Consider the following 13,623-nt stretch of genomic DNA (forward strand, 5'->3'; position numbering starts at 1 on the left):
CTATCCATTTTATAAAGATGGTTATAAATTAGTTGATGCACCGCATTTGGGCATGGAACACCAGAGTGCAACGGCATACGGCAACAAATATCAAAATGGTTATTTGGGAAGAGATTTAAGCGGCACCGGCTGGGGATTAAAATGGGATTTTATTATTGTACATGAAAGCGGCCACGAATGGTTTGCCAACAACATCACCACTAAAGATATTGCTGATATGTGGGTGCATGAAGGTTTTACCAACTACAGCGAAACTTTATTTACTGATTATTTTTATGGTAAACCTGCCGGTAATGAATATTGTATTGGTACAAGAAAAGGTATTCAAAACGATATCCCCATTATTGCCCCGTACAATGTAAACAAAATAGGCAGCGGCGACATGTATCCCAAAGCCGGTAACATGTTACATGCCATACGCCAGGTAATGGATAATGATGAAGCATTCAGAATGCTGTTAAGAGGATTGAATAAAACTTTTTATCATCAAACGGTTACTACAAAACAAATTGAAAATTATATCAGCAAAGAAAGCAAGTTTAATTTTAGTAAAGTTTTTGATCAGTATTTAAGAACCATACAAATACCTGTACTGCAGTATAAAATCAACCGCAAAACCATTTCTTTTAAATACGATAGCTGTGTTAAAGGTTTTAATTTACCATTAAAAATTTATTTAGGCAGCCAGGATAAAGCTGAACAATGGATTAAGCCCACTGATAAATGGCAGGAATTAAAATTGGCTGATTGGTATGATGGAAAAACTTTTGTAGTGAATGCAAATTTTTATTTGAAGACAAAGAAGTTAAACTAACCTTGTTATTTCTAAGAAGGGGAAATGACAGTATAAAAATTCATCAAGTCAACAATTATAATACTGTCTTCGGCACAAGCGGATGTAGAGAGCGAGTTAATAAAGAAAAGAAGCAGCATTTTATTTAGCCCGGCTTCGATGAGCTCAGCCTGACAATCTTGAGGATGAAATAGAAAATAAATTTACTCTGTAATTATTCTTCCGCCACCAATATATTTTCTGCTGTAATAATCATCGTTTAAACTATTGATAGTAACACCGGCATGTACACTGGCGTGTACAAAATAACCATTGCCCAAATAAACGCCTGTGTGGCTTACGCCACCTCTTGTATTAAAAAAAACTAAATCACCTTCCAGTAAATCTGCTTTTTTAATTTTTTCGCTTTTTGCATACTGATCTCTTGCCGTACGGGGTAATGCAATACCATACGCTTCGCTTAATAGTACTCCTGTTAAAGCGCTGCAGTCAATTCCTTTTTTGGTAGTGCCACCATACCGGTAACGTGTAGCCCACCAATTATCTATAGCAGAATATAGTTTTGTATTGGTTAAAGTTTCCACATCCGTATCCATCATTTGTGCAAACTTAAATTGCAAAGGCGAGCAGGCCTCAATAGCCAAACCCGTTTTTGCAACAACTTCATTGTTGATAACTTTTGGAGTTTCCTGCAAAGCATTTTTTTTGACATTTACTGCCCAAACGTCCACTTCAGCAGCAGTTGCCTGTGCATCACGTTTTATCTCAATGCCTTCAATAAATTGAACTGATTTTTTTGGTTGTGCGACAAACTTAACCGTGTTAACGGAATTTTGTGCTTTTACGGATATTGATGTTCCTGAAAAGATGCCAGCGGCAACAGAAACAAAAAGTAAATTTTTCATACGTAAACTTTTGGTTTAAGCGTATGTACAACTTAATCTTGTGTTCTTTGGTCGTCTGATTGTTCTTAAATTACGCTGTTTATCTACTCTGATCTTTAAACCTTGTCCTACAAACTGGTTAATAAATAGTATTTTTCTAATGCCCGGCGAAGGTACGCCCCATCGCCGGCATATGCAAGCTTTTAGCAAACTTAGTTGTTAAAGTATTCATTTACAATAAACTAAATTTGCTATAGCCTGTGGATAAAACGGCCCATCAGTCATTTTATTGTAACCGATATTTGCATACCCCAAACCCCTGAAGGGGCTTACGAAGGGGAAACTTTATTAAACATCTTTTCTATTATCGGGTTTAATGCTGTAAAATATTTAAATAATCTTTAAAACTAAGTTCTCCGCCGCGGCTGAGACAGGGGCATGAAATTCTCACACTTACACGTACACACCCAATTCTCTTTATTAGATGGCGCAGCTTCTATAAAAAATTTATATAAAAAAGCCATTGCAGACGGCATGCCGGCATTAGCCATTAGCGACCATGGTAATATGTTTGGTGTTTTTGAATTTGTAAAAGAAGCCTACAATCATAAAAATGCAGATGGCACTCTAAAAGTAAAACCAGTGGTGGGTTGTGAATTTTATATTACTACCGACAGGCACCGCAAAACTTTTAGTAAAGAAGAAAAAGATCCCCGCAATCACCAGATACTTTTAGCGAAAAATGATATTGGCTATAAAAATTTAGTGAAGCTTACTTCACTGGGTTATATAGAAGGAATGTATTCCAAATATCCACGTATTGATAAAGAGCTCATTCATAAATACCACGAAGGATTAATTGCAACTACCTGTTGCCTTGGTGCATTGGTTCCTCAAACCATTCTTAAAAAAGGCGAAGAAGAAGGCGAGAATGAATTTAAATGGTGGCTCAATATTTTTCAGCAGGATTATTATGTGGAGCTGCAGCGTCACGGTATTCCCGATCAGGAAAAAGTAAATGCGGTATTATTAAAATTTGCAAAAAAATACAATGTAAAAGTTATTGCAAGCAATGATTCTCATTATGTAGACCAATCAGATTTTAATGCACACGATATTTTACTCTGTATCAACACCGGCGAAAAGCAGGCCACTCCTGCCCTGCGTGAGTTTAGCGATGATGATATAATGGTAAAAAACAAACGCTTCGCTTTTCCAAACGATCAGTTTTTTTTAAAGAACACGGTGGAGATGATCAAAGTGTTTGAAGATTTACCCGAAGCCATTGATAATACCAATGAAATAGTAGATAAAATAGATGTACTGGATCTGAAGAAAGAAATTTTATTACCATTTTTTGAAGTCCCTCCTACCTACAAATCGCAGGATGATTATTTAGAACATTTAACCTGGAGTGGTGCCAAAGAACGATATAAAATTTTAACCCCTGAAAGTGAAGAACGTTTGCAATTTGAATTAGGCGTAATAAGAAAAATGGGCTTTGCCGGTTACTTTTTAATTGTAAGCGATTTTATAAAACATGGCAGGGATATTGGCGTATTTATTGGCCCTGGTCGTGGTTCGGCTGCTGGTAGTGCAGTAGCATATTGTATTGGCATTACCAACATAGATCCTATAAAATATAATTTGCTTTTCGAAAGATTTTTAAACCCGGAGCGTAAAAGCATGCCGGATATTGACACGGATTTTGATGATGATGGCCGCCAAAAAGTTATTGATTATGTAGTACAGAAATATGGCAAAAACCAGGTGGCGCAAATTATTACGTATGGCACCATGGCTGCAAAAAGCAGTATTGCCGATGTGGCCAGGGTTATGGATCTTCCATTAACCGAGAGCAGGGCTTTATCAAAATTAGTTCCGGAGCGGCCGGGTATAAATTTAAAAAGATTATTGCATGCCCCTTTCACTATTAAAGAAGCCAAAGGAGGAGAAAAATCTTTAGAAGAAAAAGAAGCATTACAGGCAGATGATCTGGAAAATGTAAAACAATTACGGGCCATTTATGCCGGCACCGATTTACGCAGTACCATTTTACACGAAGCAGAAATTTTAGAAGGTTCCGTACGCAACACCGGCATTCATGCCTCAGCAATAATTATTGCGCCTAAAGATCTTACGGAATTATTACCTGTTGCTACATCAAAAGAAAGTGAATTGTGGTTGACACAAATTGAAGGCAATTCTATTGAAGAAGCTGGGGTAATTAAAATGGACTTTTTGGGTTTAAAAACTTTAAGCATTTTAAAAACGGCGTTATCTCTTATCAAAAGAAATCATGGTGTAATTATAGATATTGATTTTATTCCTTTAGATGATGAAAAAGCTTACCAGCTTTACCAGCGTGGCGATACCAACGGCACCTTTCAATTTGAAAGTGCCGGCATGCAAAAATATTTACGGGAATTAAAACCAGATAAGTTTGATGATTTAATTGCAATGAATGCGCTATATCGTCCGGGACCAATGAGTTACATCCCGGAATATATTGACCGTAAGCACGGCAAAAAGCAGGTAGAATACGATTTGCCCGATATGGAAGAACACCTGAAAGAAACCTACGGTATTACAGTGTACCAGGAGCAGGTGATGTTGCTATCGCAAAAGTTAGCAGGCTTTAGCAAAGGTGATGCGGATGTGTTGCGTAAGGCGATGGGTAAAAAACAAATTGCGGTGCTGAACAAAATGAAGGCACAGTTTATTTCAGGTGCCACTGCTAAAAATCACCCGGCAGAAAAGTTAGAAAAAATATGGACAGATTGGGAAGCCTTTGCACAATACGCCTTTAATAAATCGCACAGTACCTGTTATGCATTTGTGGCGTATCAAACAGCTTATTTAAAAGCGCATTATCCCAGCGAATATATGGCGGCAGTTTTAAACCAGGCCGGCAGTATTGATAAGATAACTTTCTTTATGGAAGAATGCAAGCGTATGGGCTTAACCGTACTGGGGCCGGACATTAATGAAAGCCAGAATGGTTTTGCTGTAAATAAAAAGGGAGAAATACGTTTTGGTTTCAGCGGTTTAAAAGGTGTGGGTGAAAAAGCAATTGAAGATATTATTATTGAAAGAGATAAACACGGCGCTTTTAAAACCATTTTTGACCTGGCAAAAAGATGCAACCAAAAATCGGTAAATAAAAAATCGATGGAGAGTTTGGCATACAGTGGAGCCTTTGATTGCTTTACCGATATTATTAGGGCGCAATATTTTTACCAGGCACCTGGGGATGTTTCGGGGTTGGAAAAAATTATTAAGTTTGGCAATGTTTTTCAATCGCAAACTGCCAATACTTCCAATACTTTATTTGGAGACTTGGCTATGCCCGAAATATCAACACCCAAATTATCTGTTTGCGAACCCTGGCCTTTGGTACAGCAATTAGATTATGAAAAAGAAGTTACGGGCATGTACATCAGCGGCCATCCATTGGATAATTATAAGTTTGAATTAAAACATTACAATATTACTTCGCTGGCAGATTATGTAGAGTTTAAAAACAATGTCAACAGCAATCCTAATCCTGCAAAACAATTTAGAGTGGCAGGTTTGGTAATTGATGCAGCACACCGCTTAACTAAAACCGGTAAAAATTTCGGCATCTTAACTATTGAAGATTTTACCGGCAAAGCCGAATTTATGTTGTGGAGCGAAGATTATGTAAAATATCAGAACTATTTAGAAAAAGGAATGATTGTTTTGGTGGAAGGCGGATTTAAACAACGCTACAACAGCACCGAATATCAATTTAATTTAAGCAGGATACATTTGTTAGAAACCGTAAAACCAAATTTAACTAAGCAGGTAGTAATTGATGTGCAGCCGCAATTTATTAATGAAGGCATGATAAACTTTATTGATAATAATGTAAAGAGCAACCCCGGCAAAACATCGCTAAAATTTAATGTTAAAGATCTGCGTAATAATTTTAAAGTAGGCATGTACAGTTTGGAGAAAGGTTTTACTATGAACGACGAAATGGCCTTGTTCTTAAACGATAATTTAGATGTGGAAGTGAGTGTGGTAACGGCTTAGGAAAGCCCCTAAATCCCCTGAAGGGGACTTTTAGAGTCAAATTTTTTAAGATCTTTTCGCTTTTTGCAATTTTTCTTATCTGTGTTTCCGTGCCTCCGTGGCATATTTGCTCTTTCATTTTGGCACATTAACACTATGTGGATATGTCATTACAGCACAATAGAAAGTTTGGGCTTAAATTTGTCCTCTTTCTAAAAAATATAAAATAAAATATATGGCACACGAATTCACAGATGCAAATTTTAAAACAGATGTTTTAGACAGCGATAAATTAACCGTTATTGATTTTTGGGCAGAATGGTGCGGTCCATGCCGTGCAATAGGACCAGTTATTGAAGAACTGGCAAAAGAATACGAAGGCAAGGTAAACATTGGTAAAGTAAATGTCGATCATAACCCACAGGTTTCTATGAACTATGGTATCACCAGTATTCCTGCTATCCTTTTTGTAAAAGGCGGCCAGGTGGTTGACAAATTAGTTGGTGCACAACCAAAAGCAAACTTTGTAAAAAAGATAGAAGCGTTAAAGTAATTACAACCTTATGTTGTAAAAAAAATCCTCTGTATAATGCAGAGGATTTTTTATTTTAATGGGCTACAGAAGCAACATCTTTGGGGTTGTGTTTGTACTTAAAAAATATTAAAAAAAGTATCGCAATTACAAAAGCATATACTGCAAATGAGAACCAGATATTTTGCCAGTTTTTTAAGCCATTAGCGTCAGTAAAATAGTCCACGACTTTACCAGCAAACAGCCCTCCAAGAATAGCGCCTAACCCGTTTGTCATTAGCATGAATAAACCTTGTGCGCTAGCCCTTATAGCAGGTTTTGCTTCCTTGTCAACAAACAGTGAACCGGAAATATTAAAGAAGTCGAAAGCCATGCCATAAACAATCATTGATAATAATAAGAGCCACAATCCTGAACCTGGATTACCAACACCAAACAGCCCAAATCTAAGCACCCATGCAACCATGCTAATAAACATCACTTGTTTAATACCAAAACGACGTAATACAAATGGTATAGCAAGAATAAACAAGGTTTCAGATATTTGTGAAAGTGAAATAAGAATATTGCTGTGTTTTACTGCAAAACTTTCGGCATACTCAGGTATTTTTCCAAAATCACCCAAAAAAGGATTGCCAAACATATTTGTTATTTGTAATGCCGCTCCTAAAAACATGGCAAACAAAAAGAATTTTGCCATTATAGGACTTTTAAACAACTGAAAGGCATCCAAACCTAAACGGCTTGCAAAAGATTTTTTTTCTGTTGATCTGTTTACTTCTACATGGGGTAAGCTAAAGCAATATAAACCTGTACATATTCCGGCAGCTGCTGCAAAATAAAACTGGTTGTTATTTTTAGTCCAGCCAAGTAAATCAACAGCCCACTCTGCTACAATAAAACCTACTGTTCCCCAAACACGGATAGGCGCAAATGATTTTTGTATATCAAAATTATTTTTGCTCAACAAACTATAAGAAACAGAATTGCTTAAGGCAATTGTAGGCATGTAAAAACTGCTTACTAAAAAAATAGCCCAATACATATCTCCAGCATTGCTAACTGAGCTTGCATAATACAATGCTAAACCGCCAAGTATATGACAAATGCCCAAAACAATTTCGGCCCTCATATACTTATCAGCAAGAATACCCATTAAAGCTGGCATGAATAGAGATGCCCACCCCATTGTGCCATAAGTATTGCCAATTTTTGACCCAATATTTGGTTCGGTACCAAAGTTCACAAACATATATCCACCTAATGAAATAAGCCAGATACCCCATACAAAAAACTGCAAAAAACTCATTATTGTAAGACGAAACTTAATACTCATGCCTGCTTAGTTTAGACTTGGAAGATATACATTTATTCTGAAAAGAATTGCAACAAGGCTTTGAACTTAAGTTGACGAATACTTTTTAAATAAGGCGATTTATAAAAAGGTAATCATTAACAGGATTACAAGTATTTGTTCTAAAAAAGAATGTTTAAACTTCTGTTATCATCGTAAATTTGCAAAAAAATACTATGAGTGTTTCAATAGATATATTAATCAATAATACTGCTGATGCAGACCTGAAAAATATTGCCCAAAAAGTAAAAGCCGGCATAAGAATTACAGACGAAGAATGTTTAGTGCTTTTTGAAAAAGGCAGTCTTGCTTTTGTTGGCGCTTTGGCAAATTTTATAAGAGAAAAATTGCATGGCAATAAAACTTACTTCAACCGCAATTTTCATATTGAACCTACCAATGTTTGCGTATTCAGTTGTAAATTTTGCAGCTACAGCCGCTTGTATGCACATAAAGAAGAAGGTTGGGAATTGAGTATTGATCAAATGCTGGATATTGTAAAAACTTACGATGGCAAACCTATTACTGAAGTGCATATTGTAGGAGGCGTTCATCCAAAAATGAATATGGATTATTTTATTGAGCTGATGCAAAAAATAAAAGCTCACCGGCCAACCTTACATGTAAAAGCATTTACTGCAGTAGAGTTGGATTATATGTTTAGAAAAGCAAAACTCTCTTCTGCCGAAGGCATGAAAAAATTACATGAAGCAGGTTTGGATAGTTTGCCAGGTGGCGGTGCCGAAATTTTTCACCCGAAGATTAGAGATGAAATTGCTGGCGATAAAGTAGATGCCAACGGTTGGTTGAACATTCATGAAGAGGCACATAAATTAGGTATGCACAGCAATGCCACCATGCTGTACGGCCATATCGAAAAATACGAACATCGCATTGATCACATGCGAAGATTACGTGACCTGCAGGATAAAACAAAAGGGTTTAATACTTTCATTCCATTAAAATTCCGTAACCACGATAATGATATGAGCCATGTACCTGAAAGTACTATTACCGAAGACATGCGGCTGTATGCTATAGCAAGAATATATTTAGATAATTTTCCTCACCTTAAAGCCTATTGGCCCATGTTGGGCAGGCAAAATGCACAATTGAGTTTAAGCTTTGGTGTAAATGATATTGATGGCACTATTGATGACAGTACAAAAATATATTCGATGGCCGGCAGCGAAGAACAAACACCAAAAATGAGTACGCAGGAATTGGTTACATTAATTAAACAGGTAAAGCGCCAACCCATTGAAAGAGATACTTTGTATAATGTAGTGAAAGATTTTAGCGAAGTAGTTTTTACTGATGCAGAAAATGTGGCATCGATGAATTAAAAGCATAAGTATATCTAAATTATTTTTTTCTTTTTTAATTGTACTGCTCTTTTCGGGCTGCAGTTCTATGTTTGATTTAACCGGCAGTGGAAGTTTAGATAAAAAAATTTATTACGGGGTTGCTACCAATAAAATTATAAATACGTATAAAGCAGCCATCAGCAGTATGTACTTTTGGAAACATAAAAACGATGCTGCTTATACAATGGAAAGAATTTTTTTTTGAAGCGCCGCTTAACGAAATGATACTGCCCATTCTTAAAGGTTCGATAGCTTTTACAATTTTCAAATTTAGGTACATATGCATGATGATCATTGCCGTATGGTGCACCACCTGGACGTTACGCAAAAACTGGTTGAAAAAAAACAAAAAATTACTCCAGGTTTACCAGCTATTAATAAAATGGGTTGCTTTTGTAACTGCTGTTTTGCAAATTTTCAGCAAAGTCATTTGCGGAACGCCTGCGATAAAACGATACATGCTTTAAACTATTAAAAAATAATTTCTATACCATTTTCCCTTTGCTATTTTTACAGTCATGGAAAATATAGCTGTCATCATCCTTTTATTATTTGGCATTGTGTTTTTGGGCTTGTTAAGCAACAAATACAAATTCCCTTTACCCATTGCATTGGTATTGGGTGGTGTTTGCATAAGCATAATACCCGGCCTGCCTGTAATTGCCTTAAGCCCCGAAGTGGTGTTCATTATTTTCTTACCGCCATTATTATATGCTGCTGCATGGAATACAAGCTGGCACGAATTTAAAGCCAACATAAGACCGATAAGTTTAGCCGCTATTGGGTTGGTTATTTTTACAACTGTGCTGGTTGCATGCGCAGCACACTGGCTTATTGCCGGTTTAAGCTGGCCTGCAGCATTTTTAATTGGTGCCATTGTATCACCACCCGATGCTGTTGCAGCAACTTCTGTTACAAAAGGTTTGGGATTGCAGCCACGTATGATAACTATACTGGAAGGCGAAAGTTTAGTAAACGATGCCAGCGGCCTGGTAGCTTATAAGTATGCATTAACAGCTATTACTGCCGGCAATTTTATTTTATGGAAAGCCAGCCTTAATTTTTTAATGGTGGCTGCTGCCGGTATTGCCATTGGCCTTGCGGTAGGTTATATCATGTATATCATTCATAAAAAATTTGTTTGCGATTCGGTGATAGAAGTAACCCTTACTTTTTTAGCACCCTTTGCCTCCTATTTGCTGGCCGAGCAATTTCATTTTTCGGGAGTGCTTGCAGTAGTTGCCACAGGTTTATATCTTTCCTTCAGGTCGGGTGAAATATTCAGCCACCAAAGCCGCATTATGGCATACTCTGTTTGGGAAGTGGTAATATTTATTTTAAACGGGCTGATATTTGTACTCATAGGTTTGCAGTTACGCAGTGTAATGCAGGGCATAAATGATTATCCTGCAAGTGCATTGGTATTGTATGGCGTGGCAATAAGTGTAGTAGTAATTATTGTTCGTTTTGTTTGGGTTGTTCCTGCGGCTTTGCTGCCCCGTTATTTAAGTAAACGTATTAGAGAGAAAGAAGCTTTTGATCCACGTAATATGGTAATTTTTGGATGGGCCGGCATGCGTGGAGTGGTATCAATGGCGGCTGCACTGGCAATACCGCTTACGTTACCTGATGGTACTGCTTTTCCCAATCGTAATCTTATCATTTACCTTTCTTTTTGTGTAATACTTACTACACTCGTATTACTGGGTTTAACACTTCCCTGGATCATTCGTAAAATGAAAATGGAACGGTACTCTGCCGCCGCACAGGAATATGAAGTACGCACACAGGTAGCCAGCAGTATTATTATGCATATCGAAGAAAACCTGTCGCTGCTGCAGGATGAATTATTGCACATATTAAAAGCAAGTACGAAGTAAAATACAACCGGCTGCAAAGAACCGAACTGCCTTCTAATTATTTCGGCAAAGGACAAACGCTTGCCGGTAATATATTTAACGAGTTTACAAAACTGCAAATAGATCTTATTGCTATGGAAAGACAATCGCTTGAAAAAATGCACCGCAGCGGCGAAGCAAGTGAAGAAGTATTACGTAAGATAGAACGTGAACTAGACCTGGAAGAAACCAGGCTGCAAATGGAAATATACAATGGATAACAATTGCATTGCCTTAAATAAAAAACAAAGATTGTTGCGAATGATTTGAGACACAAATCAAGGCTTAGAATAAACACCAAATATGGGTACGCAGGAATTGGTTACATAAAATAAACAGGTAAAACACCAGCCCATTGAAAAAGACACTTTGTATAATGTAATAAAAGGTTTTAGCGGAGTGGTTTTTACTGATGCAGAAAATGCAGCATCCCTGAATTAAAATTATCCAAAAGAAGATAATAAAATTTTGTTAGTTTTTTATTTGCTATAGAGATTCCATTAAAAAAATACTAACTTTATTACTCATCAAATAAAAAGGAGGTATTCATGCAATCTACAGATAAGTCATGGGCATCTTCGGTAAAAAATTTTTAGCCGAAAGCTCAACAAATAATCTGCCCGGCCAATGCAGCCGGGAGCCACCAGTTTTTAGCTGGTGGCTTTTCTTTGGGCTGTAAATTTTAAAAAAATAAAATGTTTTAAACACCACTTAAAAATTATTCCGTGGCATCTCTTAACGCTTTTATTTCATCATGAGATTTTTTTAATGCTTCTTTTTGTTTGCTAACCATTTGTTTTAAAAAAGCAGGTAAATCTTCTTCTTCTTCTAATGCAGAGGCATAGGCTTTTTGAGCTGCGTCTTCACCTGTTTCGCAACTGGCAAGAATAGCATGCCTGTCTTTACCGGTAAATAAAGCTTTTACATCCATCCAGGCCCTGAAAATTTTTCCGCTGGTCATTGTACCTTTCTCCATTTCTCCACCCAATACCTGTACCTCCTGGCCTAATGCATTACGGTTTTCCCTGCTTTCGTCAATCATTCTCTCAAAAAGCAAAGTAAGGTCTAAGTTTTCGGATGCGTCATCACTCGATTTTAATTCATCAATGGCTTTTTGGTAACCTGCAATACGATCATTATTTATTAAAACAAGATCGTTTAAAATGTCTGATGTTGCTGTTGCTGTTTGCATAAATTATATTTTTTTAAAGAGGCTGATAATTTTGTGCCAACAAAATTTTACTATTAAAAAGGGTTTGCAAATTAAATTTACAGGGGTTTTATTGCCTCAATCAATGATAATATTCTACAGTTTTATTTTTATAGTCTTAAACCAGGTTTATCCCGTAAAATTTTTGTTTAATAAAAATAATAAAAATCATTCGCCAGCTTCAACTTTTCCTGCAGCAACACCTTCATCTTCTTTTTTATCTTGTTCAATAGCAGGTATAAGTTCTTTAAATATCAAACCGGCAGTTGCAGCATGTTCTGCTGCCGTAACCGAATTTTCAGTCAGTATCATTTCCACACCTTCTTTTTGTATAGCTCCAGCAATATCTTTTGCAATTTGTTGTTTGGTGCCTGCCGCAACATCACGGATGTAAATACTTATAATGCGGCCCGGATACCTTTTCACCACTTCATAATAAATTGGCGGATCCTGCTCTCCACTATCTCCCGCCAGCACAAAGTTCAGGTGCGGATAGGTATCCAGTATTTGTGCAATGGCTTTAAATTTATGATTCATATAATCGCCGCCGATAAATGATTCATTCAAACCAAAATCTCTTAATAAAACAGGGCCTGCAGGTATTTCATTAAAATCCATAAAATCTGTTAGCAGGTCGTACAAATTCCAGGGGCTGCTGCTAACATAAAAAAAAGGATTATTACGCTTGCCATTGCGGCCGAGTTGCAGGGCTTTGTAAAATTCAGTTACCCCTGCAAATGGTAAACGGGTTCGGGCATTACCCAGCAAAACGGTTTTGCCCATGGCCACCATATTTACGGCACCTGTTTGTATTATAGTATCGTCAATATCACTTATGATGCCATACTCAGCATCGGCAGGTGGTATCATCATTTCAGCTTCAGCTGTTACAGCACCAGATGGTATAGGAGCATCAATCAACGTTAATGGCAGCACATGATATAATGCTTCGGTTATTAAAGGCTCATCAGGACTAATATCAAAAACAAAATAACCTTCTTTATCAGTAATAACCGTGTATGTTTTGCTGCCCAATTGTAATTGCAGTTTTGCTCCGGCCACTTCATCACTTTCAAAACGCTTGTACATGTTTAGCAAATTATTTATCAGGCCATCACCATCTTTTGCTTTGGTAATTTTTTTATCTTCCAGTACACGCCCCCTTACATAAATTTTATAAGGCGTGCCATAAGTACGGTAAGGCACAATTTGTACAGCATCAAAAGTACCCAACCGTTGTTTTAAAGTTGCTATCCATTTATCTGCAGCATCATCAAATTTTATGGCGGTTTGCAGTAATTTATTTTTCCAGTTTTGCATAATTAGTTTACAACAAAATTTAATCCAACAATGGCTTTACTGGTAAATTTAAGGCAGGGTTATTATTAAATGTTGCATGTCTAATACATAAAAAGAAGGGAGAGATTTTTTTGTGTGTGATCAAAGTTCAATTCATCTTTCAATCTTAAAACTATTTACATATTATTTTCTGGAAAAGTTTTTTTTAAATAGTAACAATATTGTGTTTGCAGTTTTACATAATTGCT

The 13,623-nt window shown here is 36.8% G+C and carries 11 protein-coding genes; 7 read left to right on the forward strand and 4 right to left on the reverse strand.

Annotated features, from left to right (window positions below; all coding sequences use genetic code 11):
- The coding region (locus ACY651_RS10100) for a M1 family metallopeptidase (RefSeq protein ID WP_462252286.1) at positions 1-814 on the forward strand (814 nt) is incomplete at its 5' end.
- A gap of 182 nt (positions 815-996) precedes the next feature.
- Here the strand turns inward: ACY651_RS10100 and ACY651_RS10105 are convergent.
- Entirely contained in the window at positions 997-1,698 is a 702-nt protein-coding gene (locus tag ACY651_RS10105) for a C40 family peptidase (protein ID WP_462252288.1), read from the reverse strand.
- A 417-nt stretch (positions 1,699-2,115) separates the two neighbouring features.
- Here ACY651_RS10105 and dnaE point away from each other — a divergent pair, with 417 nt between their 5' ends.
- Both dnaE and trxA read left to right on the forward strand, forming a co-directional pair.
- Positions 2,116-5,736: a DNA polymerase III subunit alpha gene (dnaE, locus tag ACY651_RS10110; RefSeq protein ID WP_462252290.1), complete on the forward strand. Its 3,621-nt coding sequence runs from the start codon at positions 2,116-2,118 to the stop codon at positions 5,734-5,736.
- 214 nt (positions 5,737-5,950) lie between these two features.
- Positions 5,951-6,268: a thioredoxin gene (gene trxA / locus ACY651_RS10115; RefSeq protein ID WP_462222313.1), complete on the forward strand. Its 318-nt coding sequence runs from the start codon at positions 5,951-5,953 to the stop codon at positions 6,266-6,268.
- Positions 6,269-6,323: 55 nt separating this feature from the next.
- Here the strand turns inward: trxA and ACY651_RS10120 are convergent, their stop codons facing one another.
- Complete coding sequence (locus ACY651_RS10120) at positions 6,324-7,583, reverse strand: nucleoside permease (RefSeq protein ID WP_462252292.1); 1,260 nt, start codon at positions 7,581-7,583, stop codon at positions 6,324-6,326.
- A gap of 194 nt (positions 7,584-7,777) precedes the next feature.
- Between ACY651_RS10120 and mqnE the strand changes: the two genes are divergently transcribed.
- The 4 genes from mqnE to ACY651_RS10140 all read left to right on the forward strand — a co-directional run bounded on the left by mqnE (position 7,778) and on the right by ACY651_RS10140 (position 11,087).
- Positions 7,778-8,947 carry an aminofutalosine synthase MqnE gene (mqnE, locus tag ACY651_RS10125; protein WP_462252294.1) on the forward strand — a complete coding sequence of 390 codons (1,170 nt, stop codon included), beginning with the start codon at positions 7,778-7,780 and terminating at the stop codon, positions 8,945-8,947.
- Positions 8,948-9,138: 191 nt separating this feature from the next.
- A complete protein-coding gene (locus ACY651_RS10130) occupies positions 9,139-9,435 on the forward strand; it encodes a hypothetical protein (RefSeq protein WP_462252296.1) in 297 nt (98 codons plus the stop codon).
- A gap of 51 nt (positions 9,436-9,486) precedes the next feature.
- Positions 9,487-10,848, forward strand: a complete 1,362-nt coding sequence (locus tag ACY651_RS10135) for a Na+/H+ antiporter (RefSeq protein WP_462252298.1) — start codon at positions 9,487-9,489, stop codon at positions 10,846-10,848.
- A 113-nt stretch (positions 10,849-10,961) separates the two neighbouring features.
- Positions 10,962-11,087 carry a hypothetical protein gene (locus ACY651_RS10140; RefSeq protein ID WP_462252300.1) on the forward strand — a complete coding sequence of 42 codons (126 nt, stop codon included), beginning with the start codon at positions 10,962-10,964 and terminating at the stop codon, positions 11,085-11,087.
- A 497-nt stretch (positions 11,088-11,584) separates the two neighbouring features.
- Here ACY651_RS10140 and ACY651_RS10145 read toward each other — a convergent pair whose 3' ends face one another.
- Both ACY651_RS10145 and ACY651_RS10150 read right to left on the reverse strand, forming a co-directional pair.
- The gene (locus ACY651_RS10145; RefSeq protein ID WP_462252302.1) at positions 11,585-12,058 is read right to left on the reverse strand and encodes a ferritin-like domain-containing protein; all 474 of its coding nucleotides are present in this window, start codon (positions 12,056-12,058) and stop codon (positions 11,585-11,587) included.
- A 186-nt stretch (positions 12,059-12,244) separates the two neighbouring features.
- Complete coding sequence (locus ACY651_RS10150; protein ID WP_462252304.1) at positions 12,245-13,396, reverse strand: App1 family protein; 1,152 nt, start codon at positions 13,394-13,396, stop codon at positions 12,245-12,247.
- Between the last annotated feature and the right edge of the window lie 227 nt (positions 13,397-13,623).

Origin of the sequence: Ferruginibacter sp. (assembly GCF_031391665.1) — a bacterium.
GTDB lineage: Bacteria > Bacteroidota > Bacteroidia > Chitinophagales > Chitinophagaceae > Ferruginibacter.

Bases quoted from the DNA above. Each gene is read 5' to 3' on its own strand.
- ACY651_RS10135 (WP_462252298.1), top strand. From the start codon at position 9,487: ATGGAAAATATAGCTGTCATCATCCTTTTATTATTTGGCATTGTGTTT.
- ACY651_RS10130 (WP_462252296.1), top strand. From the start codon at position 9,139: ATGCTGCTTATACAATGGAAAGAATTTTTTTTTGAAGCGCCGCTTAAC.
- ACY651_RS10120 (WP_462252292.1), bottom strand. From the start codon at position 7,583: ATGAGTATTAAGTTTCGTCTTACAATAATGAGTTTTTTGCAGTTTTTT.
- ACY651_RS10150 (WP_462252304.1), bottom strand. From the start codon at position 13,396: ATGCAAAACTGGAAAAATAAATTACTGCAAACCGCCATAAAATTTGAT.
- mqnE (WP_462252294.1), top strand. From the start codon at position 7,778: ATGAGTGTTTCAATAGATATATTAATCAATAATACTGCTGATGCAGAC.
- ACY651_RS10105 (WP_462252288.1), bottom strand. From the start codon at position 1,698: ATGAAAAATTTACTTTTTGTTTCTGTTGCCGCTGGCATCTTTTCAGGA.
- ACY651_RS10145 (WP_462252302.1), bottom strand. From the start codon at position 12,058: ATGCAAACAGCAACAGCAACATCAGACATTTTAAACGATCTTGTTTTA.
- ACY651_RS10140 (WP_462252300.1), top strand. From the start codon at position 10,962: ATGGAAAGACAATCGCTTGAAAAAATGCACCGCAGCGGCGAAGCAAGT.
- dnaE (WP_462252290.1), top strand. From the start codon at position 2,116: ATGAAATTCTCACACTTACACGTACACACCCAATTCTCTTTATTAGAT.
- trxA (WP_462222313.1), top strand. From the start codon at position 5,951: ATGGCACACGAATTCACAGATGCAAATTTTAAAACAGATGTTTTAGAC.